This window comes from Paraburkholderia sp. BCC1886, from assembly GCF_900996245.1.
Classification (GTDB): domain Bacteria; phylum Pseudomonadota; class Gammaproteobacteria; order Burkholderiales; family Burkholderiaceae; genus Paraburkholderia.
This window is the reverse complement of record NZ_CAAJGK010000044.1, coordinates 76,522-102,028: the sequence shown is the minus strand read 5'-3', so window position 1 is coordinate 102,028 and position 25,507 is coordinate 76,522. Positions and strand designations below refer to the sequence as shown.

22 protein-coding genes and 1 riboswitch are annotated in these 25,507 nt (G+C 65.4%); of the genes, 14 read left to right on the top strand and 8 right to left on the bottom strand.

From position 1 onward, the window contains the following. Window positions 1-53: 53 nt before the first annotated feature. On the top strand, window positions 54-4,757 hold the full coding sequence (locus FQ746_RS14415) for a glutamate synthase-related protein (protein ID WP_144110060.1): 4,704 nt from the start codon (window positions 54-56) through the stop codon (window positions 4,755-4,757). A gap of 130 nt (window positions 4,758-4,887) precedes the next feature. After that, window positions 4,888-6,357, top strand: coding sequence for a glutamate synthase subunit beta (locus FQ746_RS14410; protein WP_144110059.1), 1,470 nt, complete (start codon window positions 4,888-4,890; stop codon window positions 6,355-6,357). Window positions 6,358-6,471: 114 nt separating this feature from the next. On the opposite strand, the gene FQ746_RS14405 is transcribed toward FQ746_RS14410, so the two are convergent. Then, window positions 6,472-7,773, bottom strand: coding sequence for a D-amino acid dehydrogenase (locus tag FQ746_RS14405; protein ID WP_144110058.1), 1,302 nt, complete (start codon window positions 7,771-7,773; stop codon window positions 6,472-6,474). A 19-nt stretch (window positions 7,774-7,792) separates the two neighbouring features. Next, window positions 7,793-9,052: an MFS transporter gene (locus FQ746_RS14400; protein ID WP_144110057.1), complete on the bottom strand. Its 1,260-nt coding sequence runs from the start codon at window positions 9,050-9,052 to the stop codon at window positions 7,793-7,795. A 260-nt stretch (window positions 9,053-9,312) separates the two neighbouring features. On the opposite strand from FQ746_RS14400, the gene FQ746_RS14395 reads away from it, so the two are divergent. Then, a complete protein-coding gene (locus FQ746_RS14395) occupies window positions 9,313-10,281 on the top strand; it encodes a tyrosine-protein phosphatase (protein ID WP_144110056.1) in 969 nt (322 codons plus the stop codon). A 40-nt stretch (window positions 10,282-10,321) separates the two neighbouring features. Here FQ746_RS14395 and FQ746_RS14390 read toward each other — a convergent pair whose 3' ends face one another. Both FQ746_RS14390 and FQ746_RS14385 read right to left on the bottom strand, forming a co-directional pair. Beyond that, complete coding sequence (locus tag FQ746_RS14390; RefSeq protein WP_144110055.1) at window positions 10,322-11,596, bottom strand: ATP-binding protein; 1,275 nt, start codon at window positions 11,594-11,596, stop codon at window positions 10,322-10,324. Then, window positions 11,593-12,333, bottom strand: coding sequence for a response regulator (locus FQ746_RS14385; RefSeq protein WP_144110054.1), 741 nt, complete (start codon window positions 12,331-12,333; stop codon window positions 11,593-11,595). Before FQ746_RS14385 ends, FQ746_RS14390 begins: the two co-directional genes overlap by 4 nt. Before the next feature lie 412 nt (window positions 12,334-12,745). On the opposite strand from FQ746_RS14385, the gene FQ746_RS14380 reads away from it, so the two are divergent. From FQ746_RS14380 to FQ746_RS14365, 4 genes are all read left to right on the top strand, one after another. After that, window positions 12,746-12,931, top strand: a complete 186-nt coding sequence (locus FQ746_RS14380; protein ID WP_144110053.1) for a hypothetical protein — start codon at window positions 12,746-12,748, stop codon at window positions 12,929-12,931. A 30-nt stretch (window positions 12,932-12,961) separates the two neighbouring features. Continuing rightward, complete coding sequence (locus FQ746_RS14375; protein WP_144110107.1) at window positions 12,962-13,144, top strand: DUF6726 family protein; 183 nt, start codon at window positions 12,962-12,964, stop codon at window positions 13,142-13,144. A 2-nt stretch (window positions 13,145-13,146) separates the two neighbouring features. Then, window positions 13,147-13,878 carry a hypothetical protein gene (locus tag FQ746_RS14370; RefSeq protein ID WP_144110052.1) on the top strand — a complete coding sequence of 244 codons (732 nt, stop codon included), beginning with the start codon at window positions 13,147-13,149 and terminating at the stop codon, window positions 13,876-13,878. Between the two features lie 77 nt (window positions 13,879-13,955). Next, window positions 13,956-14,630 carry a flagellar basal body L-ring protein FlgH gene (locus FQ746_RS14365; RefSeq protein ID WP_144110106.1) on the top strand — a complete coding sequence of 225 codons (675 nt, stop codon included), beginning with the start codon at window positions 13,956-13,958 and terminating at the stop codon, window positions 14,628-14,630. A gap of 81 nt (window positions 14,631-14,711) precedes the next feature. Here the strand turns inward: FQ746_RS14365 and FQ746_RS14360 are convergent, their stop codons facing one another. The 4 genes from FQ746_RS14360 to FQ746_RS14345 form a co-directional block, all read right to left on the bottom strand. Next, the gene (locus FQ746_RS14360; protein ID WP_144110105.1) at window positions 14,712-15,455 is read right to left on the bottom strand and encodes a response regulator; all 744 of its coding nucleotides are present in this window, start codon (window positions 15,453-15,455) and stop codon (window positions 14,712-14,714) included. Window positions 15,456-15,547: 92 nt separating this feature from the next. Then, window positions 15,548-16,144: a hypothetical protein gene (locus tag FQ746_RS14355; RefSeq protein ID WP_260854049.1), complete on the bottom strand. Its 597-nt coding sequence runs from the start codon at window positions 16,142-16,144 to the stop codon at window positions 15,548-15,550. Between the two features lie 336 nt (window positions 16,145-16,480). Further along, window positions 16,481-17,326, bottom strand: a complete 846-nt coding sequence (locus FQ746_RS14350) for an SDR family NAD(P)-dependent oxidoreductase (protein WP_144110051.1) — start codon at window positions 17,324-17,326, stop codon at window positions 16,481-16,483. Next, the gene (locus tag FQ746_RS14345; RefSeq protein WP_144110050.1) at window positions 17,323-19,074 is read right to left on the bottom strand and encodes an ABC transporter ATP-binding protein/permease; all 1,752 of its coding nucleotides are present in this window, start codon (window positions 19,072-19,074) and stop codon (window positions 17,323-17,325) included. The genes FQ746_RS14350 and FQ746_RS14345 overlap by 4 nt, the downstream gene beginning before the upstream one ends. Window positions 19,075-19,373: 299 nt before the next feature. Further along, window positions 19,374-19,497: riboswitch (TPP riboswitch) on the top strand. Window positions 19,498-19,735: 238 nt separating this feature from the next. Between FQ746_RS14345 and FQ746_RS14340 the strand changes: the two genes are divergently transcribed. From FQ746_RS14340 to mlaD, 7 genes are all read left to right on the top strand, one after another. Further along, entirely contained in the window at window positions 19,736-20,884 is a 1,149-nt protein-coding gene (locus tag FQ746_RS14340; RefSeq protein ID WP_144110049.1) for an FAD-dependent oxidoreductase, read from the top strand. Between the two features lie 72 nt (window positions 20,885-20,956). Then, entirely contained in the window at window positions 20,957-21,154 is a 198-nt protein-coding gene (gene thiS, locus FQ746_RS14335; protein WP_144110048.1) for a sulfur carrier protein ThiS, read from the top strand. Between the two features lie 36 nt (window positions 21,155-21,190). Beyond that, window positions 21,191-22,006 carry a thiazole synthase gene (locus tag FQ746_RS14330; RefSeq protein ID WP_144110047.1) on the top strand — a complete coding sequence of 272 codons (816 nt, stop codon included), beginning with the start codon at window positions 21,191-21,193 and terminating at the stop codon, window positions 22,004-22,006. Continuing rightward, entirely contained in the window at window positions 22,003-23,118 is a 1,116-nt protein-coding gene (thiE, locus tag FQ746_RS14325) for a thiamine phosphate synthase (protein ID WP_144110046.1), read from the top strand. Before FQ746_RS14330 ends, thiE begins: the two co-directional genes overlap by 4 nt. A gap of 102 nt (window positions 23,119-23,220) precedes the next feature. Further along, complete coding sequence (locus FQ746_RS14320; protein ID WP_144110045.1) at window positions 23,221-24,042, top strand: ABC transporter ATP-binding protein; 822 nt, start codon at window positions 23,221-23,223, stop codon at window positions 24,040-24,042. Beyond that, complete coding sequence (gene mlaE / locus FQ746_RS14315) at window positions 24,039-24,806, top strand: lipid asymmetry maintenance ABC transporter permease subunit MlaE (protein WP_144110044.1); 768 nt, start codon at window positions 24,039-24,041, stop codon at window positions 24,804-24,806. The genes FQ746_RS14320 and mlaE overlap by 4 nt, the downstream gene beginning before the upstream one ends. Before the next feature lie 86 nt (window positions 24,807-24,892). Next, complete coding sequence (mlaD, locus tag FQ746_RS14310) at window positions 24,893-25,501, top strand: outer membrane lipid asymmetry maintenance protein MlaD (protein ID WP_260854047.1); 609 nt, start codon at window positions 24,893-24,895, stop codon at window positions 25,499-25,501. Window positions 25,502-25,507 lie beyond the last annotated feature (6 nt).

Genomic DNA, 25,507 nt, shown 5'->3' with positions numbered 1-25,507 from the left:
GCACTAGAAAAACGGTTTAACGGCCTGTCCGGCCCCTCACAGACGGTGTCCCCATGAACGACCACCAGCAACCGACTCACCCGGTTCCCGCCGCGCAAGGTCTGTACGACCCGCAAAACGAGCACGACGCCTGCGGCGTCGGCTTCGTCGCTCACATCAAGGGCAAGAAAAGTCACGAGATCGTCCAGCAGGGCCTGAAGATCCTCGAGAACCTCGACCACCGCGGCGCCGTCGGCGCCGATCCGCTGATGGGCGACGGCGCGGGCATCCTGATCCAGATTCCGGACGGCTTCTACCGCGAAGAGATGGCCAAGCAGGGCGTGGTGCTGCCGCCGAACGGCGAGTACGGCGTCGGTATGATCTTTCTGCCGAAAGAACACGCGTCGCGTCTCGCCTGTGAACAGGAGCTGGAGCGCACGGTGAAGGCCGAAGGCCAGGTGGTGCTCGGCTGGCGCGACGTGCCGGTCGACCACACCATGCCGATTTCGCCGACGGTGAAGGCGAGCGAGCCGCTGATCCGCCAGATCTTCATCGGTCGCGGCAAGGACATCATGGTGACCGACGCGCTCGAACGGAAGCTCTACGTCATCCGCAAGACCGCGAGCCACCGCATCCAGGCGCTCAAGCTGCAGCACGGCAAGGAATACTTCGTGCCGTCCATGTCGGCGCGCACGGTGGTCTACAAGGGTCTGCTGCTGGCCGGTCAGGTCGGCGTGTATTACCGCGATTTGCAGGACGACCGGACGGTTTCGGCGCTGGCGCTGGTGCATCAACGCTTTTCGACCAACACGTTCCCGGCATGGGAACTGGCTCACCCGTACCGCATGATCGCCCACAACGGCGAAATCAACACCGTGAAGGGCAACGTCAACTGGCTGAACGCCCGCACCGGCGCGATCGCGTCGCACGTGCTCGGCGACGATCTGCCGAAGCTTTGGCCGCTCATCTATCCGGGCCAGTCGGACACCGCGTCGTTCGACAACTGTCTCGAACTGCTGGTGATGGCCGGCTACCCGCTCGTCCACGCGATGATGATGATGATCCCGGAAGCCTGGGAACAGCACACGCTGATGGACGACAACCGCCGCGCGTTCTACGAATACCACGCCGCGATGATGGAGCCGTGGGACGGCCCGGCTGCGATCGCCTTCACGGACGGCCGCCAGATCGGCGCCACGCTCGACCGCAACGGCCTGCGCCCGGCGCGCTACATCGTCACGGACGACGACCTCGTCATCATGGCGTCGGAAGCCGGCACGCTGCTGATTCCCGAATCGAAGATCGTCAAGAAGTGGCGTCTGCAACCGGGCAAGATGTTCCTGATCGACATGGAACACGGCCGCATCATCGACGACAAGGAACTGAAGGACAACCTCGCGAACGCCAAGCCGTACAAGAGCTGGATCGACGCCGTGCGCATCAAGCTCGACGAAATCGAGCCGAAGGCCGAAGACGTCGCGAACGAGCGCCGCGAACCCGCTGCGCTGCTGGATCGCCAGCAGGCGTTCGGCTACACGCAGGAAGACCTGAAGTTCCTGATGGCGCCGATGGCGCAAGCCGGCGAAGAAGCGGTCGGCTCGATGGGCAACGACTCGCCGCTGGCCGTCATGTCCAACAAGAACAAGACGCTCTATCACTACTTCAAGCAGTTGTTCGCGCAAGTCACGAACCCGCCGATCGACCCCATCCGTGAAAACATGGTGATGTCGCTGGTGTCGTTCGTCGGTCCGAAGCCGAACCTGCTCGACACGAACAACATCAACCCGCCGATGCGTCTCGAAGTGTCGCAGCCGGTGCTCGACTTCAAGGACATTGCGAAGATTCGCGAGATCGATCAGTACACGGGCGGCAAGTTCAGCTCGTACGAACTGAACATCTGCTATCCGGTCGCGTGGGGCAAGGAAGGCATCGAAGCGCGCCTCGCGTCGCTGTGCGCGGAAGCGGCCGACGCGGTCAAGTCCGGCTACAACATGCTGATCGTGTCGGACCGCAAGACCGACCGCGACAACGTGGCGATTCCGGCGCTGCTGGCAACGGCCGCGATTCACACGCATCTGGTGCAGCACGGTCTGCGCACGAGCGCGGGTCTGGTCGTGGAAACCGGCTCGGCGCGTGAAACGCATCATTTCGCGCTGCTCGCGGGCTACGGCGCGGAAGCCGTGCACCCGTACCTCGCGATGGAAACGCTCGGCCAGATGGCGAGCGGCCTGAAGGGCGACCTGTCGGCGGAAAAGGCGGTCTACAACTTCACCAAGGCCGTGGGCAAGGGCCTCATGAAGGTCATGTCGAAGATGGGCATTTCGACTTACATGTCCTACACCGGCGCGCAGATTTTCGAAGCAGTCGGTCTGTCCGAGAACCTCGTGAAGAAGTACTTCGAGGGAACCTCGTCGAAGGTCGGCGGTATCGGCCTGTTCGACGTCGCGGAAGAAGCGATCCGCCTGCACCGCGACGCGTTCGGCGACAACCCCGTGCTCGCGACCATGCTCGACGCGGGCGGCGAATACGCGTATCGCGTGCGCGGCGAAGAACACATGTGGACGCCGGATGCGATCGCCAAGCTGCAACACTCGGCGCGCAGCAACTCGTATCAGACGTACAAGGAATACGCGCACCTGATCAACGACCAGACGAAGCGTCACATGACGTTCCGCGGCCTGTTCGAATTCAAGTTCGATCCGACCAAGGCGATTCCGCTCGACGAAGTGGAACCGGCGAAGGACATCGTCAAGCGTTTCGCGACCGGCGCGATGTCGATGGGTTCGATCAGCACCGAAGCGCACGCCACGCTGGCCGTCGCGATGAACCGCATCGGCGGCAAGTCGAACACCGGTGAAGGCGGCGAAGACGCAAACCGTTACCGCAACGAACTGCGCGGCATTCCGATTAAGAATGGCGACACCATGAAGTCGGTGATCGGCGAGGAAGTGATCGCGGACATCCCATTGAAAGACGGCGATTCGCTGCGCTCGCGCATCAAGCAGGTGGCGTCGGGCCGCTTCGGCGTGACGGCGGAATACCTGTCGTCGGCCGATCAGATCCAGATCAAGATGGCGCAGGGCGCGAAGCCGGGCGAAGGCGGTCAGCTGCCGGGTCACAAGGTGTCGGAATACATCGGCAAGCTGCGTTACTCGGTGCCGGGCGTCGGCCTGATCTCGCCGCCGCCGCATCACGACATCTACTCGATCGAAGATCTGGCGCAACTGATTCACGATCTGAAGAACGCCAACTCGGCGGCCAGCATCTCGGTGAAGCTGGTGTCGGAGTCGGGCGTCGGCACCGTTGCGGCGGGTGTCGCCAAGGCCAAGGCCGATCACGTGGTGATTGCCGGTCACGACGGCGGCACGGGCGCGTCGCCGCTGTCGTCGGTGAAGCATGCCGGCACGCCGTGGGAACTGGGTCTCGCGGAAACGCAGCAGACTCTGGTGCTGAACCAGTTGCGCGGTCGCATCCGCGTGCAGGCCGACGGTCAGATGAAGACCGGCCGCGACGTCGTGATCGGCGCGCTGCTGGGCGCGGACGAGTTCGGTTTCGCGACGGCGCCGCTCGTCGTGGAAGGCTGCATCATGATGCGCAAGTGCCATCTGAATACCTGCCCGGTCGGCGTCGCGACGCAAGATCCGGTGCTGCGCGCGAAGTTCAGCGGTCAGCCGGAACACGTCGTCAACTTCTTCTTCTTCGTGGCCGAAGAAGCGCGCGAAATCATGGCGCAACTGGGTATCCGCAAGTTCGACGACCTGATCGGTCACGCCGAACTGCTCGACACGAAGAAGGGCATCGAGCACTGGAAGGCTAAGGGTCTGGACTTCTCGCGCGTGTTCTATCAGCCGCAAGTGTCGTCCGACGTGGCGCGCAAGCACGTCGACGTGCAGGACCACGGCCTCGACAAGGCGTTGGACCACACGCTGATCGAGAAGGCCAAAGCCGCGATCGAGAAGGGCGAACACGTTTCGTTCATCCAGCCGGTGCGTAACCTGAACCGTACGGTCGGCGCGATGCTGTCCGGCACGATCGCGAAGAAATACGGCCACGACGGCCTGCCCGACGACACGATTCACATTCAGTTGAAGGGCACCGCCGGTCAGAGCTTCGGCGCGTTCCTCGCGAAAGGCGTCACGCTGGACCTGGTCGGCGACGGTAACGACTACGTCGGCAAGGGTCTGTCGGGCGGTCGCATCATCATTCGCCCGACCAACGATTTCCGCGGCAAGTCGGAAGAGAACATCATCTGCGGCAACACGGTGATGTACGGCGCGATCGAAGGCGAAGCATTCTTCCGCGGCGTGGCAGGCGAGCGTTTCTGCGTGCGTAACTCGGGCGCCACGGCGGTCGTGGAAGGCACCGGCGACCACGGTTGCGAATACATGACGGGCGGCACGGTCGTCGTGCTCGGCGAAACCGGCCGTAACTTCGCAGCCGGTATGTCGGGCGGCGTCGCTTACGTGTTCGATCCGGACAACTCGTTCGCGGGCAAATGCAACAAGGCGATGGTCGCGCTCGATCCGGTTCTGCAGCAGGCCGAACAGGAACGCACGGTCGACCGTGGTCTGTGGCACGCAGGCGCCACCGACGAAGTGCTGCTCAAGGGCTTGATCGAGCGTCACTTCCAGTTCACCGGTTCGCCGCGCGCCAAAGCGCTGCTCGAAAACTGGGACGCGTCGCGCCGTCAATTCGTGAAGGTGTTCCCGACCGAATACAAGCGCGCCCTGGGCGAACTGGCCGCGAAGAAGGCGAACAAGGAAGTCATCGCCGCCTGAGCGTTCTGAGTCCGGCCCGCTGGACCGACGTCACATTTAGCCGTACCCGCCGCGTATTTCACCGTTCGGAAGAACGGTCCACGCGGCGGGTCCAGATCACCCCCTAGATACAGATAGAGAAGAGAACCACATGGGCAAGGCAACCGGTTTTCTCGAGTTCGAGCGCCGCCACGAGGCGTACGAAGCTCCGCTCACGCGTGTGAAGCACTACAAGGAATTCGTCGCGGCATTGAGCGACGACGAAGCGAAGATTCAAGGCGCACGTTGCATGGACTGCGGTATTCCGTTCTGCAACAACGGCTGCCCGGTGAACAACATCATCCCGGACTTCAACGACCTGGTGTTCCATCAGGACTGGAAGAACGCGATCGAAGTGCTGCATTCGACCAACAACTTCCCCGAGTTCACGGGCCGCATCTGCCCGGCGCCCTGCGAAGCGGCGTGTACGCTCGGCATCAACAACGACCCGGTGGGTATCAAGTCGATCGAACACGCGATCATCGACAAAGCGTGGGCCGAAGGCTGGGTCGCACCGCAGCCGCCGAAGCACAAGACCGGCAAGAAGGTGGCCGTGGTCGGTTCCGGCCCCGCCGGATTGGCGGTCGCGCAACAACTCGCGCGCGCGGGGCACGATGTGACCGTGTTCGAAAAGAACGACCGCATCGGCGGCCTGCTGCGTTACGGCATTCCCGACTTCAAGCTGGAAAAGTGGCTGATCGACCGCCGCATGCGCCAGATGGAAGCCGAAGGCGTGACGTTCCGCGCCGGCGTGTTCATCGGTAAGGCTGATTCGCTGCCGGCCTATATCGGCAACACGGCGAAGGAAACCATCACGCCGGCCGAGCTGAAAGAACAGTTCGATGCGGTGGTGATTGCCGGCGGTTCGGAAACGCCGCGCGATCTGCCGGTGCCGGGCCGCGAGCTGGAAGGCACGTACTACGCGATGGAATTTCTGCCGCAGCAGAACAAGGTGAACGCCGGCGACAAGCTCGCCAACCAGTTGCTCGCCAAGGGCAAGCACGTGGTGGTGATCGGCGGCGGCGATACGGGTTCGGACTGCGTGGGGACCTCGAACCGGCACGGCGCGAAGAGCGTCACCCAGTTCGAATTGCTGCCGCAACCGCCGGAAGCCGAGAACAAGCCGCTGGTGTGGCCGTACTGGCCGATCAAGCTGCGCACCTCGTCGTCGCACGACGAAGGCTGCGAGCGCGATTGGGCCGTCGCGACCAAGCGTCTGGAAGGCAAGAACGGCAAGATCGAGAAGCTGATCGCCGCGCGCGTCGAATGGAAGGACGGCAAGATGCAGGAAGTGCCCGACTCGGAATTCGAAATGAAGGCCGACCTGGTGCTGCTCGCGATGGGCTTCACGCAACCGGTGTCGCCGGTGCTCGAAGCATTCGGCGTCGACAAGGACGCGCGCGGCAACGTGCGTGCGTCGACCGAAGGCGACAAGGCGTACTACACGTCGGTGGACAAGGTGTTCACGGCAGGCGATATGCGTCGCGGCCAGTCGCTGGTGGTGTGGGCGATTCGCGAAGGCCGTCAGTGCGCGCGCTCGGTCGACGCGTTCCTGATGGGACATTCGGAACTGCCGCGTTAAACGGTTCGATGGTCGCCGCCGCTTGCACGCGGTGGCGACCGGCCCGTCGGCAACAAAAAAGCCGGGCTTCCCATGAGGGCAGCCCGGCTTTTTTTACGACGTCTCCCGCCGAACTCACTTCCGGTAACGCGCCAGCGTCAATCCATCCAGATCGATCCCCGGCTCACGTCGTGCGATCAGATCGGCAACCACTTGCCCCGAGCCCATCGACATCGCCCAGCCGGTCGAACCGTGGCCCAGATTGAGCCACAGATTGTCCACGCCGGAAGCGCCGAGCAGCGGCGCGCCGTCCGGCATCATCGGCCGGCGGCCGACCCAGAAGTGCGCGGAAGTCGGATTGGCCGCGTGTGGAAACCAGTCGTCGAGCACACTCATCAGCGTTTGCAAGGCCTGCTCGCGCAGCGTGTTTCGTCCATTGCCGAGCTCCGCCGTGCCGGCTACGCGCAGATGATTGCCGAATCGGGTGATGGCGGTTTTCAGCGACTCGTCCATCAGCGCCGCGCGGGGCGCTTTCTCATCGTCGGTGACGGGCAGCGTCGCCGAATAGCCCTTGACCGGATAGAGCGGCACCTTGACGCCGAGCGGCGCGAGCAGCGCCGCGCTCTCCACGCCCAGCGCGATCACGATCGCGTCGGCCATCAGCAAGCCGGGGCCGCGCCTGCCTTCGCGCTTGCCCTCGCTCTCGCCTTCACCCTCGCTTTCGATGCGCACGCCGCGCGCCACGCCGCCCTGCACGTCGAGCGCCGTCACCCGCGTGTCGAAGCGAAAGCGCACGCCGATCCGCTCGCACACCGCCCGCAACTCGCGGGTGAAGCGGGCGCAGTCGCCGGCTTCGTCGTCCGGCAGATACAGGCCCGCGAGCGGCGCCTTGCGTGCCCAACGCAGCCCCGGTTCGATCTCCACGCATTGCGCCGCGTCGATCTCGCGATGGACGATCCCGGCATCGCGCAAAACGGCGAGCGCCGGCTGCGCGAGTTCGAGGTCGTACTCGCTGCGAAACAGTTGCAGGTAGCCCTGGCTGCGGCCGTAATCGAACGGATAGCGCGCCCGGAACTCATGCAGACAGTCACGGCTGTAGTACGCGATGCGCTGCATGCGGCGCTTGTTGATGCGAAACCGTTCGAGGTCGCACTCGCGCAGCCAGCGCGCAATCCAGCGCCATTGCGCGGGCTCGAGGGTCGGCCGGAAGATGAGCGGCGAATTCGGCTTGAACAGGTATTTGAGAATTTTGGCCGGCATGCCCGGCGCGGCCCACGGCGTGACGTAACCGGGCGCGATGACGCCGGCATTGCCGAAGCTGGTGGACAGCGCGACGTCCGGCTCGCGTTCGATCACGGTCACTTCGCAACCGTGTTGCCGCAGATAGAACGCGGTGGCCACGCCGATCACACCGCCGCCCAGAACAATCGTTTTCATGTGTAAGGAGGCAGCGGGCTCAGACAGTGGGATGGGCCGCGCCCAGCACTTTGCCCTTGGTTTCCGGCAGACAGACCGCGGCGACGATCACCAGCAGATAGCCGGCCCCGGCGACGATACCCATCGCCTTGACCAGCGTCATGGTTTGCGACAGCGTGCCGACGAGGATCGGGAAGAACGAGCCGAGCCCGCGTCCCAGGTTGTAGCAGAAGCCTTGCCCCGAGCCGCGAATCGCATTCGGATACAGCTCGGACAGATACGCGCCGACGCCCGCAAAAATACCCTGCACGACGATGCCGAGCGGAAAGCCCAGTGCCAGCATCATGCCGTCGGTGATCGGCAGCATCGTGTAGACCATGCCGAGCACGAACGAGCCGATGGCGAACAGCACGAACGACGCACGCCGGCCGATCAGGTCGCACAGAATTGCACCGACGATATAGCCGGTGAACGATCCGACGATCAGCACGATCAGATAGCCGCTCGTATTGAACACGGACAGATGCCGCACGGTCTTGAGATAGGTCGGCAACCACGTGGTAATGGCGTAATACCCACCGAGCATACCGGTGCACAACACGCTGCCGAGCAGCGTCGTTTTGAGGTGCGGGAACGAAAATATCTGCAGGAAATGCGACGTGTCGAAGCCGCTTTCGCGCGCCCGGCGGGTTTCGAGAAAGATGTCCGGATCGCTCACGTTACGGCGAATGTAGATGATCCACGCTGCGGGCAGCAGGCCGATCCAGAAGCAGGCGCGCCATGCGATCTGCTCCGGCAGCAGCGCGAAGAACGCCCAATAGACGATGGCGGCTGCGGCCCAGCCGAACGACCAGCTGCTTTGCACGGTGCCGACCGCCTTCGCCCGATGCTGCGGCGAGCGGATGGTCTCGGCCATCATGATGGTCACGACCGACCACTCGCCGCCGAAGCCGATGCCTTGCAGCGTGCGGGTGGTGAGCAGTTGCCAGAACGAGTGCGTGAAGCCCGACAGGCAGGTGAACACCGCGAACGTCGCGATGGTCCACTGCAGCACGCGCACGCGGCCGTAACGGTCGGCGAGGATACCGGCGAGCCACCCGCCTATCGCAGACGAGATCAGCGAACTGGTGGCAATCATGCCGGCTTCGCTTTTGGACATGCCCCATGTCGCGATCAGCGTCGGAATGAGGAACGAGTAAATCATGAAGTCGAAGGCGTCGACTGCGTAGCCGCCGAAGCCGGCATACAGGGTGCGGCGTTCGCGCTGGGTGAGCTCGGTGAACCATTGGAGAGACGGCATGTTTTTTTGTGGTCTCCGGAGGAGTGGCCTGTAGTCGGCGCCAGGAACGGGGCGTCCCTATTCTAAGGGGACGGCAAGGCGCCCCGCCAGCGGCGCTCAAAATTGCGCGCCGCTGTAATAGCTCTTCTTCAATTCTTACCAACTACTACCATGTAACCCAAAAAATATTGCGCGCCGGTACACTGCGGCCGCAGTGCCGCGGTTCAGCCGCGGACCACCCCCAATCCCAATCTCTTTACGCCTCGCGTTCGCTTCGTTTAATGCCCGTCACCGTCAAACACTGCTCGCCGTACCGCCGCTCCGCGAGCATGAATGTGCGGGCGAGCGAACCCGTGCCGCCCGACGCACGTCAGGGGCGTGGCGCGCCCACGTCGCGCCGGCTGTTCCTCAAACAGTCGGCAGGCGCGTTGTTGACGGCGGGCTTCGGCAGTTCCCTGCTCAGCGCCTGCGGCGGCGACAACCTCGACACCGATCAGCCGCAAACGCCGCGCATGGCGTCCGTGAACAACTTCCGCGATATCGCGGGCGCGGCAGTCGGCTATCCGACCGTCGACGGCAAGCAGATGCGCCGCGGCGCTTTCTATCGCGCGAACACGCTGACCTTCGATGTCGCCGACCAATGCATCGTCGACAAGCTGAGCATCGCGACGGTCTACGATCTGCGCACGCCGTCGGAAGTCTCCCGGGTGGCCGATTCGCTGCCGGCCGGCGCGATCGTCGAGACCATCAACGTACTCGGCATGCGCGACTTCGTGACGCCGCCGTTCGATGCGCCGGGCGCCGCGAACGGCTTCATGGAAAGTCAGGCGCGCAACTACGTGCTCGGCGCCGCGCAGCGCGCCAGCTACGGCGAACTGCTGCGCAGTCTCGCGCAAGGCGCCGGCGCGCAGCTGGTGCATTCCACGGCGGGTAAGGATCGCGCCGGCTGGGTCGCGGCGCTGTTGCTGAGCATTGCGAACGTCCCGCTCGACGTGATCATGCAGGACTATCTGCTCAGCAATGTCTATCTGTCGCCGACCATCGAGGCGCAGACCGAGACGATGCGCGCGCAGGACGGCGATATGATCGCGCGGGCCAAAGCGCCGCTGCTCGGCGTTCAGGAAAGTTATCTGCAGGCCGGCTTCGATCAGGTGCAGGCGAGTTACGGCACGATGCAGAGCTACCTGATGCATGGCCTCGGCGTGCCGCAAACCACCATCGACACCTTGCGCGCCCGCCTCGTCATGTGAACCCGGCGCACCGTGAGCGCGCCTTCCGCTGCTGTCCCGCTCAACCGGCCAACGCCGGTGTCACCGGCAGTTCGATCGCGATGTCGAGGCCGCCCTGCGCATGATTGCGCACGCGGCAACGGCCGCCGCCGTCGTGCGCGAGCCGCGCGACGATTGCCAGCCCCAATCCGCAATGCCCTTCGCCGCCGCGCGCGGCATCGAGCCGCACGAACGGTTTCATGGCGGCGGCAATGCGGTCGTCCGGAATGCCGGGCCCGTGGTCGCGTACGCCGATGACCCAGTGCCGGTCCTGTCGCGCAGTGGAGATATCCACCGGCGGCGCGCCGTGTTCGAGCGCGTTGTCGACAAGGTTGGTCACCAGCCGGTCGAGCAGCGTACGCGGCAGCCTGAACGCCGGGCCCGCGCGCAGATCGAGCGTGAAGAGCGGGGTTTCGTTGCTGTCGGTGGCGGAGAACTGCTCGCGCAAGAAGTCGTCGACCTCGACCGGCGGCCCCGTTTCGGCGGACTGGCCGGCGAACTCGAGAAACTGCTGGACGATGTTGGTCAACGAATCGACATCGCGAATCAGGCCGGCGCGCTCGCTCTCCGCGACCAGCACGCTGGCGCGCAGCTTGAGCCGCGTGAGCGGCGCCTTCAGATCGTGCGCGACGCCGGCCAGCATGACCGCCTGGTCGTCGCCGGCTTCGTTGAGCCGCCGCATCATGTCGTTGAACGAGCCGACCAGATCGCGCAACTCGCGCGGACCTTGCAGCGCGACCGGCTCCGGCCGTCCGCCCGAGCCGAACGCCCGCGCGGCGTCGGCAACGCGCGACAGCGGCCGCTGCATCTGCCAGGCGGCCAGCAGCGACAGGATCAGCGCGGCGAGGAGCATGGACACCGCTTCGACGAGAAAGCGCGGACGCGGCGGCACGTCGACCGGCACCACCACCCAGTTCGATTTGTTCGGAAACAGCACCCACAAGTGCGGCGGGTGCAGGTCGTCGACGGCGATCCGCGTGCCGGCCGGCAGGTTCTGACGCAGATGCCCGCTGAGTTCCTTCAACGGACGGTCGTCGGGCGGCCGCAGGTGGACGCTCGCCGGCATGTTCCAGGTGGGCACCAGATGCACGCGCATTTCGGGCGCGAGGGCCGCGCCTTTCATCGGTTCGCCGTTGATGGCCTGCAGCACCAGCAGAATACCGCGCGCAAAGCCGTCGATTTCATGGCGCGGCGGCTGCATGACGACGATCACGAACCAGCAGGCCTGAATGGCGAACAGCACCGCTGTCGACAGCAACGCCATTCTGCCGAACAGCGTGTTCAGCGGGTTTTTCATGCGAGTGAGGCGGCCTCGTCGGCGAATGGCGTGCCGTCGGCGTCGGGGACGAACACGTAGCCTTTGCCACGCACGGTTTGCACGTAGCACGGGTTCGACGGGTCGTCTTCGATCACGCGGCGCAGGCGCCAGATGGGCACGTCGAGACTGCGATCGCGGAACGCCAGGTTGTCGCGGTGCACGAGATCGTGAATCAGCACGCGCGAAAGCACCTTGTACGGATTGTTGACGAATATCTTCAGGAGCGCGAATTCGCTGTCACGCAGCGGCAGCTTGGTGTCGTCGCGCGAGAGCGAGCGGGTCGCGAAATCGAGCTCGAACGGGCCGAAGCGATAGGGCTTGCGGGATTCCGGCGCGCTGGTGGTGGACGGCCCGCGCCGGCGCAGCACCGTATGGATGCGCGCCAGCAGTTCACGCGGATCGAACGGCTTGGTCAGATAATCGTCCGCGCCGAGCGAGAGCCCGACGATGCGGTCGGCGACCGTGCCGCGCGCGGTCACGAAGATGACGGGGATGTCGTCGCCGGCGGCGCGCAGCGCGGTGAGCGTGCGCAGGCCGTCCGTGTTCGGCATCATGATGTCGAGCACGACGACCGAGGGGCGTTCCCGTTCCAGCCTGCGCTGGAGGTGCGTGCCGTCGTGCAGCACCGACGCGTCGAAGCCGTTCGACTGCAAGAACTTGCAAAGCAGATCGCGCACGACCGGGTCGTCGTCGACAATAAGTACCTGTGGATTCATGGGCGAAATTTTAGTCTGGGTGGCACCCGGCGCGCCCGTCTGTTTTATTACACATGCTTACTAACGGGTGCGGCGTGCGGCCGCCCGGCTGCCTCAACGCCGTCCTGCAAGGCTCCGGGCCTGCTCCGCCTGGGATATTCGGCAACCTGCCGACACCTCGCCGCCTCTGGTTTGCGCGCTTTCAGACCCTCGCCGGAAAATAAATAGCGCGCATTTCGCAACTCGGGGAAATGGATCGCAACAGCTGGTAAGGCCTGCTGAAAAGCGCGCTTTACTTCGTGCATCGCCAGCGCCTGCCCGGCGAGATCATTCGTCGTGCAGTACCGTTGCGCCGCATGCGGGTACAGGCCTGACGTCCTGGGTCTCCGGCAGGCGGCGTGAATTCGTAATCCAGCGCCATGCGAGGCCCATCATGACTGTTTCCAATCTCGGTTCTACTCAATTTTCTCCGATCGCTTCGACTGCGGCGACGCAGCGTCCCGCTCACTCGACCACGGCGACCGCCGCAACCGCGGCCGCCGCACAACCGGCGGCCGCCAGCGAGCTGCCGACGTCGCCGGCCGGCCTCGTCGGTCACAACATCAATACGACTGCTTGAAGCACCGAGGCCCGTGTGTCGACCCCAAGCATGATTCACCGCACGTTACGTGTCGCTGCGTGGTTGACGCTCGGCGCGACGCTGTTGCCGCTTGGCGGCTGCGGCGTCGCGGCGCTGCCGTGCCGGCTGACCTCCGCGACCCTGAAAATCATTCCGGTGGTCGGCCATGCGGCAGCCTCACCGTTCGATATGTGTTCATCCGCGATCGACTGATCATGAATCTCAAACGGCTTGCTTGCGTGCTCGCGTGGTTCGGCGGGCTTACGCCCTGGATGGCTGATGCGCAGACGGACGTGCATGGCGCGAACGTCGCTCGTGTCGCGCATGTCGCCAGTACCACGAACAAAGCGGCGTCCGCCGACGCGCGGCGCCGCGCGACCGATACGCCGTTTGCGTTTCGCGGCATCGCGCTCGGGCTCACGCTCGACGAATTCCGCGCGGGCGGCACGGTGCGGGCGACGCCGGTCGGCAGCGTGCCGGTCTGCGAAACGGATGTGCAGGCGGGCGCGCTCGGCATGCGGCTCAAATCGCACGACAGTCTGACGGTGGCGTGCCGCTGGGCGCATCGCGGCGATGACGGCTGGGCCGTCTCGCAAGCGGTGGTCGACGGCTCGCCGGCCCAGGAGCACGTGCTGCGCTTCGCGCGCGTCGATGGGCAGAGCCCGTTGCGGCTCTATGAAATCTCTTTCGTGGTCGACGAAGTCACCGCCGAAGACCTGCGCGATGCGCTCGCCGACCGCTACGGTGTGCCGCGCCTCGTCAGGCAGAACGTGTCGAGCCAGACCGGCATGCCGATGTATGTGTGGGAGAACTCGGTGAGTTCCATCACGCTGTGTTTTCTGCCGGGCACCCGCAACGGCACGCTCACGTATCTGCTGAAAGGCTCGGATGCGTGGGTGAAGTCGGTGGTGCGGCAATGGCAGGCAAGCGGTGTGGAGGCGGGATGAAAGCCATGGCCAGGCAATTACCGGGCGTCGCGACGACGCCTACTCTCGATCCGGCCAATCTGGGCCCAGGAGCACGCATGACCGCGCTACGTCACACGCTCGCGCTGGGCGCCGCCGCCGCGCTGGCCGGCCTCGCGGCCTGCGCGCAGCCGAAATCGATCGTCGAGACGCCGATGGCGCCGCCGCTCGCCTCGGCCGCGCTGAACGTGAACACGCAAGGCGCGATCTATCAGGCGGGCGCGCCGCTGTTGCTGTACGAAACGCCGCACGCGCAGCATATCGGCGACGTGCTGACGATCGTCCTCTCCGAGTCGTACAACGCGAACAATACGGCGACCACCGCGGCAAGCCGGTCGAGCGCGATTACCGCGACCGCCGCCGACAACACGACCAGTGCTGCGGCGCGGCTCGCCAGGTTGTTCAACATCGGCTCGGCCGCCACGACGTATTCCGGCAAAGGCGCGCTCACCGATGCGACCGGTATGACCGGCACACTGGCCGTGACCGTGATCGACACGATGTCGACCGGCAATCTGGTGGTGTCGGGTGAAAAGGTGATTGCGATGAGCGGCAACACGGACCGGCTGCGCCTGTCGGGGATCGTCAACCCGAAAGACATCGAATCGGGTAATTACGTCGAGTCGAGCAAGGTCGCCAATGCGCGTATCGAGCAGACCGGCGTCGGCGTGGTCACCGACTCCACCACGCTCGGCTGGTTGCAGCGCATGTTCATGAGCGTGCTGACGTTCTGACGTGCTGACGTTCTGAGCGCAGGCGGCAGGGGCAGGGGCAGGGCAAGGAAGGCGTCCCTTGCCCGGCTAGTCTTGGTTCACCTACGAGGCCAGCGGCGACGCACTGCGTTCGGCCGCGCCGATCTCACCGTCCGGGACGAACACATAACCGCGTCCCCACACGGTCTGCACATAACGCGGCTCCGACGGATCGACTTCGATCAGCCGGCGCAGCCGCCAGATGGACACATCCAGACTGCGGTTGCGATGCACCTCGCTATTGCCGTGCAGCTTCTCCAGCAACTGCGCGCGCGTGAGCACGGTCATCGCATGCGTGACGAACACCTTCAGCATCGCGAATTCACTCGAACGCAGCGTGATGCGCTCGCCGTCGCGGCGCAATTCACGCGCCGGAAAATTCACCTCGAAACGGCCGAAGCGATACGGCGCGCGTTGCTCCGGCGCGCTCGGCGCAATCGAGCCGCGCCGGCGCAGCACCGTGCGGATGCGCGCGACCAGTTCGCTCGGCTCGAACGGCTTGCCGAGATAATCGTCGGCGCCGAGTTCGAGGCCGATCACGCGGTCGATCGGATCGGCCCGCGCGGTCAGCAGAATCACGGGGATATCGTCGCCGGCGACGCGCAACGCGCGCAGCGCGCTGATGCCGTCGAGCTCCGGCATCATGATGTCGAGCACGATCAGCGCAGGGCGTTCTTCCTGCAATTTGCGTTGCAGCGCCATGCCGTGCTCGAGGGTGTCGACCTGAAAGCCGCGCCCCTGCAGATAGCTGCTGACGAGCTCACGGACGACGGGGTCGTCGTCGACGACAAGAATGGATTGGTTCATCCAGGCCATCTTAGTGATCCGTTCGCGCGACGAAAAGCGGGCGACGCTTTCGAATCCTTTCCCGCGTAAGAAATGGAAATTCGCGCGCGGATCTAGTTGGCCTGCGAGGTCTGCATCGACTGACGCGCGAAGTCGGTCTGATCGACCAGCATCTTCGCGATCAGGCCGTTGAGCTTGGTCGACGCGGACGAAAAGCGGTCGGTGTTCAGGCCGCCGGTCTGATAACGGGCGGTGACGAGAATGCGGCCGTTCTGGATCAGCGTGAGATCGATGATCGACAGATACTGGACCGCGTCGTCGCTGAATTCGCGGCGGCCGTAGTCGATGGCGGCGTTATACACGAGGCGCGCTTCGCAACTGGCGGGCGAGGTGCCGGGATTGTAGACGTCCGAACGAACCCCGCGCCTGTCGAGCGCGAGTTGCAGCGCCGGCACGAAGTCGCCCACCGACACCATCTGGTTCACTTCGACACACACGTGACGCAGGTCGGCCGGCTTGCCGTTGATGAAGGTCGGCGACGAATAGCCCGACGCGATCGCGTAACCGGCCTGGATCAACGAACCGGTGGCGTCGGCTGCGGAGATGAGCGTCCACGCGCAACCGTTCAGGCCGAGCGCGAGCGTGGCGCCGAGCGCGAGCCATGCGGCACGGCGGCGTGTGAATGCGCGTGTGCCGGGCGTGGCTTGCATGGCTCGCGTCGCGCGGGCGGCAGTGTCAGCGAACGACGGCGGCATGATGGGCATCGGGAAGGGCCGCAAGCCGGGCCGGGCGGCGCTCGGAGCATGCCGCGAAGAACGGCAGACGGCGGCGATCGAATGACATGGGCGGCGGTTCCGGGAACGAGAGGTGGCGTGGCGGAGCCGTCCGAAGATCGGTCCGCACGGCTATCGTCGCCGCTGCGGGGCTTTTTCAAAGCGGGGAACAACTCGGCCGGTCTGGAAATCCTTTCGAACTCTTCTCGGATATTTCCAGGTGTTGCCGTGAGGGGTTTTTCGGCCGCGCTGCGGTCGACTCGTTTCGTCGGTTCAACCGAGCGTGAGGCCGCCGTCGATGTGGATCACCTGACCGGTGATGTGACGCGCCTCGTCGGACAGCAGAAAGGCGATCAGCGCCGCGATGTCGGCGGGTTCCGCGACGTGGCCGAGCGGCGTCGCGGCGGCGGCGCGGGTCCAGACTTCGGCGTTGGCGGCGCTCGGGCCGCGGTCCTTGCGGGTGTAGCCCGGCGCCACGCAATTGACGGTCACGCCCTCTGCGGCAAGCTCGGCCGCCGCCGTTTTCGCCAGCGATTCGAGCGCCGCTTTGGCGGCGGCCGTCGCGGCGAACGGCGCATCCGCGTGGTAACGATGCGCGACGAACGAACTGAGCGCGACCACGCGGCCGCGTCGGGAGGTTTTCAGGGCAGGCGCCGCGCGGTTGACGAGCGCGACGAACGCCCCGGGCATCGCCGAAAAGCTCTCGCTCAACGTGTGCGGATCGAGCGCCGCGAGCGTTTGGCGCTGCGCATGCCCAGCATTGGCTACCAGTTGATCGAGCGCGCCGAACCGGGCGAGGGTCTGGTCGACGATTCGCGCGGCTGTGTCGGGCTCGGCCAGGTCGCCGAAGACCGTTGCGCAGCGTGCGCCTTGGGCGTCGCATTCCATGGCGACTTGCGTGAGGCGTTTGCGCGAGGCTTCGTCGGCGCCGCGCGCGTGCAGCATCAGCATGGTGTGCCGCGCGGCGATGCGGCGAGCGAGCGCCGCGCCGATGCCGGAGCCCGCGCCGGTGATCAGGACGACGCGATCCGCTTCGGCTTGGCCCGGGCTTTGAGAACTGGCCGCGTCGCTCGAGTCACCCACGTCACCCACGTCACCCACGTCACCCGCGTCGCTCATGCCGCCGCAACCTCATCCGAGCGCTCGACGTCGAGCGTTTCGCTATGGAACGCCGCGAGCGACTCGCGATGCGCGACGCTGACAATCGCCGCCTTCGGCAGGCGCTCGGTGAAGAGCCGGTACAGACGGCTTTCGTTTTCCGCGTCGAGCGCGCTGGTGGCTTCGTCGAGGAACAGATAGTCCGGCTTGTGCAGCAGCACGCGGGCGGCGGCCAGACGCTGCTGTTCGCCCGGCGACAGAATGCGCGTCCAGTGGCCCGATTCCGCGAGACGGTCGGCATACTCCGACAGGTGGCAGGCGACCAGCGCTTCACGGCAGGCCTCGTCCGAATACGCGTCGGCGGTGGACGGGTAGGCGAGGGCGGCCTTCAACGGGCCGATCGGCATATAGCTGACTTGCGGGATGAACATCATGCGGGCGTTGACGGGCGCGTCGATAGCGCCGTTGCCGAACGGCCAGAGACCGGCGAGCGCGCGCATCAGCGTGCTCTTGCCCGAACCGGACGGACCGCGCACCAGCCAGCGCGAACCGGGCTGGATCGCGATATCGCGAATGCGCGACAGCGGATGGCCGTTCGGCAGCGCGAGTTCCAGACCCGACGTGGAAAGCTGCGCGGCGTCGATCAGATGCAGGTTGATGCCACCGTGCGCGGTAGCCGGCGAGACCGATTCCTTGAGACGCGGGGCGCCCACCACGCGCCTGAATTCGCGCAACCGGTTCACGGTAGCGCGCCACTCGACCAGCGAGCCGTAACTGTTGATGAACCAGGAAAACGAGTCGCTGACCGTGCCGAACGCCGAGTTGATCTGCATCAGCACGCCGAACGTGAAGGCGCCGGCGAAGTAGCGCGGCGCCGCGACCACGATCGGAAAGATGATCGCGATCTGGCCATAGAAACTGAGCACGAAGGTCAGCCGCTTGGTGTACTTCATCACCTGCCACCAGTTGTCGCGGATGCGGCCGAACAGCGTGGTCGCGCTCGACTTCTCGGTTTCCATACCGTGGTAGAACGCAATCTGCTCGGCGTTCTCGCGAAGGCGGATCAGGCCGAAACGGAAATCAGCCTCGACTTTCTGCGCCTGGTAGTTGATCGGCACGAGCGGATGACCGACCTTCTGGATGATCAGCGAACCGACCACCGCGTACAGCGCCGCCGCCCAGACCATGTAGCCCGGAATCGAGATCGGCGTGCCGCCGAGCGAGAAGCTCAGCGCGCCGGCCAGCGACCATAGGATCGTGATGAACGACACCAGCGTGACGACCGTGGAGAGCAGGTCGAGCGTGAGCGACAGCGTGCTGGTGGCGAACGACTGCAGGTCGTCGCTGATCCGCTGGTCGGGGTTGTCGGCGAGCCGGTCGCGCTCGATGCGGTAGAACGCGCTGTCGTGCAGCCACTCGTTCAGATAGCGGGTGGTGAGCCACTGGCGCCAGCGGAACCCGAGCATCTGGCGTAGATACCGCCCGTACACCGCGAGAATGATGAAGGCGAACGCAAGTCCCGAAAACACCAGCAGCAGGTGCGGGAAATCGTGCACGTTCTTGCTTTGCAGCGCGTTGTAGAAGTCGGCGCTCCAGCGGTTCAGCCGCACGTTGATCCACACCACGAGCAGATTCATCACGATGATGGCGATGAGCAGGCCCCAGGCGGTCTTGCGTTCTTCGGAAACCCAGTACGGTTTGATCAGGCTCCAGGCGGAGACTCTTTCGTCTGGCGGTAGCGCGGGGCTGCTGGCGGTATTGGGTGTCATGAGCATCCTGGTGAGATGTGCTGGCCTCGGGGTAGCCCGGTCTGGCTGGCCCCTGTGCTGTGCCGGGCGGCCGAGGGTCAGATTCTGGCGCCATGCCCTTAAGCGAAAATTAAGTTCGCTGGGGTACGCGCTGGTGCGTCTGTCGTTGCGTCTGTGGTTGCCTGTGTCATTGCGTGCGATGTTGCGTGTTCAGCAGCCTCGCCGGGGCGGCGAAATCCGGTCACGGCATTGTGCCAGAGCCGCCCGGCCCCCTGCCGCGCCGGTTTGCGGCCGTCGCGGCTTTTATGGTCTAATGGCCCTCGACGAAACAGGGGTGCTTTGCCCACGGGCCGCAGGTTTTTCGCGCGGCGGCGGCAAGGCTGAGAGAGACCCTTTGCACCCGATCCGGGTAATACCGGCGCGGGAAGTTTCCGGAAGCAGTCAGTCTTCCCTTCCCCGTCGGGCCGCGCGCGTCATGTCGACGCCTGCATCGCCCGGCCGGCTCACCCGCCGGTTTCGTCCTTGGGTACGTGCGCTTTGTGCCGTACGGAAAGGACTCGATGACCCCCGATTATTTCGTGATGTGTTTTGCTCCGCGCCCCGTCGGCGTTCGTGCCGGTTTTAACGGCCGCTGTCATTCCCGCTCTGGGTTCGCAGTCTGCCGCCCTGAAAGGCGCGGCCGATGACTGCTTCCGTGCACACCGATCGACCGGACTTTGCCGTGATCGGCGGCGGTCTTTGCGGGCGGCTGGTCGCGTGGCGGCTGGCCGGCGAAGGGCATCGCGTGGCGCTCTACGAGCGCGGCGACGCCACCGGGTCGCAAGCCACCGCGTGGGTGGCGGCCGCCATGCTGGCGCCGCTCGCCGAAGCCGCCAGCGCGGAACTGCTGATCACGCGGCTGGGCGCGAGTTCGCTCGACAGCTGGCCGCGCATCCTCGCCGAATTGCCCGAACCCGTGTTCTTCCAGCGCAACGGCACGCTGGTGGTCTGGCATCACGCCGACCGCACCGAGGCGCCGCTGTTCGAGCGCCGGGTGCGTTCGAACGCGCCGGCCGAACTGGTCGACGGCGGTATCGTGCCGCTCGCGGGCGAGCAGGTCGGCGCCACCGAGCTTGCGCTGGCCGGCCGCTTCAACAAGGGCTGGCTGCTGCCGCGCGAAGGCCAACTGGATAACCGTCAGGTGTTGACCGCGCTGGCCGCGGGCCTCGCGCAGCGCGGCGTCGACACGCACTGGAACACGACCATCGACGACCACGCGCTGCCGCCCGCGCGTATCACGATCGACTGCCGGGGGCTCGGCGCCAAGCCGGCGCTGCCGACCTTGCGCGGAATTCGCGGCGAAGTCGCGCGCGTGCACGCGCCGGGTATCGGTCTGACGCGGCCGGTGCGGCTGCTGCATCCGCGCTATCCGCTGTATATCGCGCCGAAGCAGAACGACCTGTATGTGATCGGCGCGACCGAAGTCGAAGGCGAAGACATGTCGCCCATGAGCGTGCGCTCGGCCCTCGAATTGCTAAGCGCGGCGTTTTCGGTGCATCCCGGATTCGGCGAGGCGCGCATTCTCGAGCTGAATTCGCAGTGCCGCCCGACCTTGCCGGACCACCGTCCGGCCCTGTTGTGGGACGGCGCGCAGACGTTGCGCGTCAATGGCCTGTACCGGCACGGCTATATGATCGTGCCCGAAGTCGCCGACGAAGCCGTGCGCTTCGCCGCGGCGCTGCTCGACGGCCACATCGGCAGTGCGGACGCGTTTGCCGACTGGCAGCGCGGCGCGCGCTGGAGCGAGCTGTTTCACCTGAATCACCTGAATTCCACGCGGGAGCCGGCGTGAGCGTTGCGCGCCCCGGCGCGCGACCTTGCGTACAACTCCGTGCCGCCCCCGATTGAACCGTCTCCGAACACCATGAACATTCACATCAATCAGAAGCCGTTGTCGCTGCCCGAAGGCGCGACTGTCGCCGATGCGCTCGCCGCGTTCGGCGCGCGTCCGCCGTTCGCGGTCGCGTTGAACGGCGATTTCGTCGCGCGCAGCCAGCATGCGGCGCGCGCACTGCAGCCGGGCGACAAGCTCGATGTCGTGCAACCCGTGGCCGGCGGCTAGACCGCCCCGCGTTTGCCCCAGACCAGGATCCTGCTCATGACTTCCTCCCAACCCGCCGACGCGCTCACGCTGTACGGCCAGACTTTCGCGAGCCGCGTGCTGCTCGGCACTTCGCGCTATCCCTCGCTGCAATCGCTGTCCGATTCGATCGACGCGTCCCGGCCCGGCATGGTGACCGTCGCGTTGCGCCGGCAGATGAACGAAGGCGGCGCCGACACCGGTTTCTTCGATCTGCTCAAACGCCACGGCGTGCCGTTGCTGCCGAACACGGCCGGTTGCCTGACCGTCAGCGAGGCGGTGAACACCGCGCAGATGGCGCGTGAAATTTTCGAGACGGAATGGATCAAGCTGGAGCTGATCGGCGACGACTACACGCTGCAGCCCGACCCGGTCGGTCTGATCGAAGCGGCGGCGCTGCTCGTCAAGGACGGCTTCAAGGTGCTGCCGTATTGCACCGAAGATCTGGTGATCGGCCGCCGTCTGCTGGATGCGGGCTGCGAAGCGCTGATGCCATGGGGTGCGCCGATCGGCACCGGCAAGGGCGTGATCAATCCCTACGGTTTGCGGGTCTTGCGCGAGCGCTTGCCCGACGTGCCGCTGATCGTCGACGCCGGGCTCGGCGTGCCGTCGCACGCCGCCCAGGTGATGGAATGGGGCTTCGACGGCGTGCTGCTGAATACGGCCGTGTCGCAGGCGACCCATCCGGAAGCGATGGCGCGGGCCTTCGCGCTGGGTGTCGAAGCGGGCCGCCAGGCTTTTCTGGCGGGGCCGATGGCCGAGCGCGAAAGCGCACACGCGAGCACGCCGGTAGTCGGCATGCCGTTCTGGCATCAAGACGGGAGCGCCACATGACGCAGACTCTGGCATTGAACGACCGTGACCTGTTCTGGCCGCCCGCCGACGAACTCACCGAAACGGTCGAGCGCATCCGCGCCCGGCTGGGCGACTGGCCGCCGACCCACGCACCGTGGCGAATCTGCCTGACCGCACCGGACGAGCCGAACGGCGGCGACCTGATCGTGATCGCCAATCAGGAGGCGGACGGCGAGCACGTGGCGCGCTGGCTGGTGCAGGGTGCGGGCGTGATCGAAGCAGCCGAACACAAGGCCACGCTGCACCTGGGCGGCGAGACGTACCGGCTGGAAGGGCATCTGCCCGAGGACTGGATGCCGGCGCTGGCCGCCTTTCTCGACTGCGGTTTCGATCCGCACGACGCATTGGTATTGGCGCTCGCCTGGCGCGACGGCGACGAAACCCGCGCGGACGGCCCGCTCGGCGACGCGTTTCCGTCGGACCTGACGCGCTTTCCGCGCCTCGCCGGCTTGCCGGCTGCGCCTTCGCTCGCGTTTCCGCCATGCCCGGCGCGCCTCGGCCTTTACCCGGTCTTGCCGAGCGCGGAGTGGGTCGAGCGCGTGGCCGGCTTCGGCGTGAAAACGGTGCAGTTGCGCCGCAAGTCGGCCCAGCCCGCCGACGAACTGAAGCGCGAAATCGAGCGCAGTGTCGCGGCCGGACGCGAGCACGAGGCGCAGGTGTTCATCAACGATCACTGGCAGGCGGCGCTGGAAGCGGGCGCTTACGGCGTCCACCTCGGGCAGGAAGACGTCCATACGGCCGACCTCGCCGCGCTGGCGACGGCCGGTATACGGCTGGGTCTGTCGACGCACGGTTTTTACGAGATTCTGAAGGCGCTGCATTTCCGGCCCAGCTACATTGCGTTGGGCGCGGTGTTTCCGACCACCACCAAGATCATGCCTACGGCGCCGCAAGGTTTGAAGCGTCTGGCACGCTACGTGCTGTTGCTCGACGGCGTCGTGCCCCTGGTGGCGATCGGCGGCATCGATCTGCAGGTGCTGCCGGACGTGCTGGCCACCGGTGTTGGTTGCGCCGCGGTAGTCCGCGCAGTCACGGAGGCAGGGGATCCGGCGGCGGCCGTTTCTGCGCTGCAACACGCGTTTACGCAATAATCTTCAAGCTTCGTCAAGGGACAGGGCACCTCACGGCAAATTTTGCATGATGGCCCTATAATTCGGCCTTCCGTGCTTCCGTGTAAAAGGACTGTCAGCTTCGTGTCTTCCCCTTCCGAGACTCTACTCGAGCTGCGCGACGTCGCTTTTGGCTATGGCGACCGGCTCGTTCTGTCGAACCTGAACCTGCGTTTCAAGCGCGGCCAGGTGGTGGCAGTCATGGGCGGTTCGGGGTGCGGCAAGACCACGGTGCTGCGTCTGATCGGTGGACTGGTCCGCGCGCAACGCGGCGAGATTCTGTTTCAGGGGCAGGACATCGGCCGGCAGACGCGCGACGGGTTGTACGCGCTGCGCCGCAAGATGGGCATGCTGTTCCAGTTCGGCGCGTTGTTCACCGATATGTCGGTGTTCGAGAACGTCGCCTTTGCGCTTCGCGAACATACCGATCTTCCCGAAGAACTGATCCGCGATCTGGTGCTGATGAAGCTCAACGCGGTCGGTTTGCGCGGTGCGCGCGAGTTGCTGCCTTCGGAGATTTCAGGCGGCATGGCGCGGCGTGTTGCGCTTGCGCGCGCCATCGCGCTCGACCCCGAACTCATGATGTACGACGAGCCCTTTGCCGGGCTCGATCCCATTTCGCTCGGTATTACCGCGAATCTGATTCGCGCGCTGAATCAGGCGCTCGGCGCGACGTCCATCCTGGTCACGCACGACGTGCCGGAGTCGTTCGCGATTGCCGATTATGTGTACTTCCTCGCCAACGGCGGGGTGCTCGCCGAAGGCACGCCGGCCGAACTGCGTGCCTCGACCGACCCGACCGTGCGTCAGTTCATCGACGGCGCGCCGGACGGCCCGTTCAAGTTTCATTACCCCAGCAAGACGCCGCTCGCGGCGGATTTCGGTATCGGCGGAGGTCGATCATGATCAGTGCGATCGGCCGCTCGGTGATCGGCGGGCTCGGCACGGCCGGCTACGCCACGCGCTTTTTCATCCGGCTGGTGTTCGAGTTTTTCCCGCTGCTGCGCCGGCCGCGCCTCGTCACGAAACAGATTCACTTCGTCGGCAACTATTCGCTGGTGATCATCGGCGTGTCGGGGCTGTTCGTCGGCTTCGTGCTCGGTCTGCAGGGCTATTACACACTCAACCGCTATGGTTCGGAGCAGGCGCTCGGACTGCTGGTCGCGCTGTCGCTCGTGCGTGAACTCGGGCCGGTCGTCACGGCGCTGCTGTTCGCCGGCCGCGCGGGCACGTCGCTCACGGCCGAGATCGGTTTGATGAAAGCGGGCGAGCAGCTAACAGCCATGGAAATGATGGCGGTCGACCCCGTCAAGGTGGTGGTCGCGCCGCGCTTGTGGGCCGGCATCATCTCGATGCCGATTCTCGCCGCGATTTTCAGCGCGGTCGGCGTGTTCGGCGGTTACGTGGTCGGCGTGCTGCTGATCGGCGTCGACTCCGGCGCGTTCTGGTCGCAGATGCAAGGCGGCGTCGACGTGTGGCGCGATGTCGGCGCCGGTGTGATCAAGAGTGTGGTGTTCGGCCTCGCGGTGACCTTCGTCGCGCTGTATCAGGGCTACGAAGCCAAGCCGACGCCGGAAGGCGTGTCGCGCGCCACGACCAAAACAGTGGTGTACGCGTCGCTCGCGGTACTCGGACTCGATTTTCTGCTGACGGCATTGATGTTCAGCTAAAACTGCGCTGCCATCGCCCGGCGCCGCGTCATGGACGCGCGCAGCGGGGCGTGCCGGCGGCGCGGCGGATTCACTTTAGGATGACGATGAAAAAGACTGCTCTCGACTTCTGGGTCGGCCTGTTCGTGGTGTTGGGATTCGTGGCATTGCTGTTTCTCGCGCTGAAGGCCGGCAACATGAGCTCGTTGTCGTTTCAGGCCACATACCCGGTCAAGCTCAAGTTCGACAATATCGGCGGACTGAAAGCACGCGCGCCCGTGAAGAGCGCCGGTGTGACGGTGGGCCGGGTCGGCTCGATCGGTTTCGACAGCAACGCCTACCAGGCCGTGGTGACGATCGACCTCGACAAGCAATACCAGTTTCCGAAAGACAGCTCGGCGAAGATCCTGACCTCCGGCCTGCTCGGCGAGCAGTACATCGGGCTCGAACCCGGCGGCGACAGCGAGATGCTCAAAGGTGGCGACACCATTTCCATGACGCAATCGGCGATCGTGCTGGAAAACCTGATCAGCCAGTTCCTGTATAGCAAGGCGGCGGATTCCGGCGCGGCGAAGCCGGGGGCCGCTTCCGGCGCCGCCGCGCCCGCGACTGCGCCCATTGCCGCGCCCGCCGCCGCGCCCGCCGTTACGCCTGCTGCACCGACGCCCACGCCCGCAGTACAGACCTCGCCCGCCTCCGGCGCGGCCGGTCAATAAGGAGAA

Bases quoted from the DNA above. Each gene is read 5' to 3' on its own strand.
- FQ746_RS14415 (WP_144110060.1), top strand. From the start codon at position 54: ATGAACGACCACCAGCAACCGACTCACCCGGTTCCCGCCGCGCAAGGT.
- FQ746_RS14410 (WP_144110059.1), top strand. From the start codon at position 4,888: ATGGGCAAGGCAACCGGTTTTCTCGAGTTCGAGCGCCGCCACGAGGCG.
- FQ746_RS14405 (WP_144110058.1), bottom strand. From the start codon at position 7,773: ATGAAAACGATTGTTCTGGGCGGCGGTGTGATCGGCGTGGCCACCGCG.
- FQ746_RS14400 (WP_144110057.1), bottom strand. From the start codon at position 9,052: ATGCCGTCTCTCCAATGGTTCACCGAGCTCACCCAGCGCGAACGCCGC.
- FQ746_RS14395 (WP_144110056.1), top strand. From the start codon at position 9,313: ATGCCCGTCACCGTCAAACACTGCTCGCCGTACCGCCGCTCCGCGAGC.
- FQ746_RS14390 (WP_144110055.1), bottom strand. From the start codon at position 11,596: ATGAAAAACCCGCTGAACACGCTGTTCGGCAGAATGGCGTTGCTGTCG.
- FQ746_RS14385 (WP_144110054.1), bottom strand. From the start codon at position 12,333: ATGAATCCACAGGTACTTATTGTCGACGACGACCCGGTCGTGCGCGAT.
- FQ746_RS14380 (WP_144110053.1), top strand. From the start codon at position 12,746: ATGACTGTTTCCAATCTCGGTTCTACTCAATTTTCTCCGATCGCTTCG.
- FQ746_RS14375 (WP_144110107.1), top strand. From the start codon at position 12,962: ATGATTCACCGCACGTTACGTGTCGCTGCGTGGTTGACGCTCGGCGCG.
- FQ746_RS14370 (WP_144110052.1), top strand. From the start codon at position 13,147: ATGAATCTCAAACGGCTTGCTTGCGTGCTCGCGTGGTTCGGCGGGCTT.
- FQ746_RS14365 (WP_144110106.1), top strand. From the start codon at position 13,956: ATGACCGCGCTACGTCACACGCTCGCGCTGGGCGCCGCCGCCGCGCTG.
- FQ746_RS14360 (WP_144110105.1), bottom strand. From the start codon at position 15,455: ATGAACCAATCCATTCTTGTCGTCGACGACGACCCCGTCGTCCGTGAG.
- FQ746_RS14355 (WP_260854049.1), bottom strand. From the start codon at position 16,144: ATGCAAGCCACGCCCGGCACACGCGCATTCACACGCCGCCGTGCCGCA.
- FQ746_RS14350 (WP_144110051.1), bottom strand. From the start codon at position 17,326: ATGAGCGACGCGGGTGACGTGGGTGACGTGGGTGACGTGGGTGACTCG.
- FQ746_RS14345 (WP_144110050.1), bottom strand. From the start codon at position 19,074: ATGACACCCAATACCGCCAGCAGCCCCGCGCTACCGCCAGACGAAAGA.
- FQ746_RS14340 (WP_144110049.1), top strand. From the start codon at position 19,736: ATGACTGCTTCCGTGCACACCGATCGACCGGACTTTGCCGTGATCGGC.
- thiS (WP_144110048.1), top strand. From the start codon at position 20,957: ATGAACATTCACATCAATCAGAAGCCGTTGTCGCTGCCCGAAGGCGCG.
- FQ746_RS14330 (WP_144110047.1), top strand. From the start codon at position 21,191: ATGACTTCCTCCCAACCCGCCGACGCGCTCACGCTGTACGGCCAGACT.
- thiE (WP_144110046.1), top strand. From the start codon at position 22,003: ATGACGCAGACTCTGGCATTGAACGACCGTGACCTGTTCTGGCCGCCC.
- mlaE (WP_144110044.1), top strand. From the start codon at position 24,039: ATGATCAGTGCGATCGGCCGCTCGGTGATCGGCGGGCTCGGCACGGCC.
- mlaD (WP_260854047.1), top strand. From the start codon at position 24,893: ATGAAAAAGACTGCTCTCGACTTCTGGGTCGGCCTGTTCGTGGTGTTG.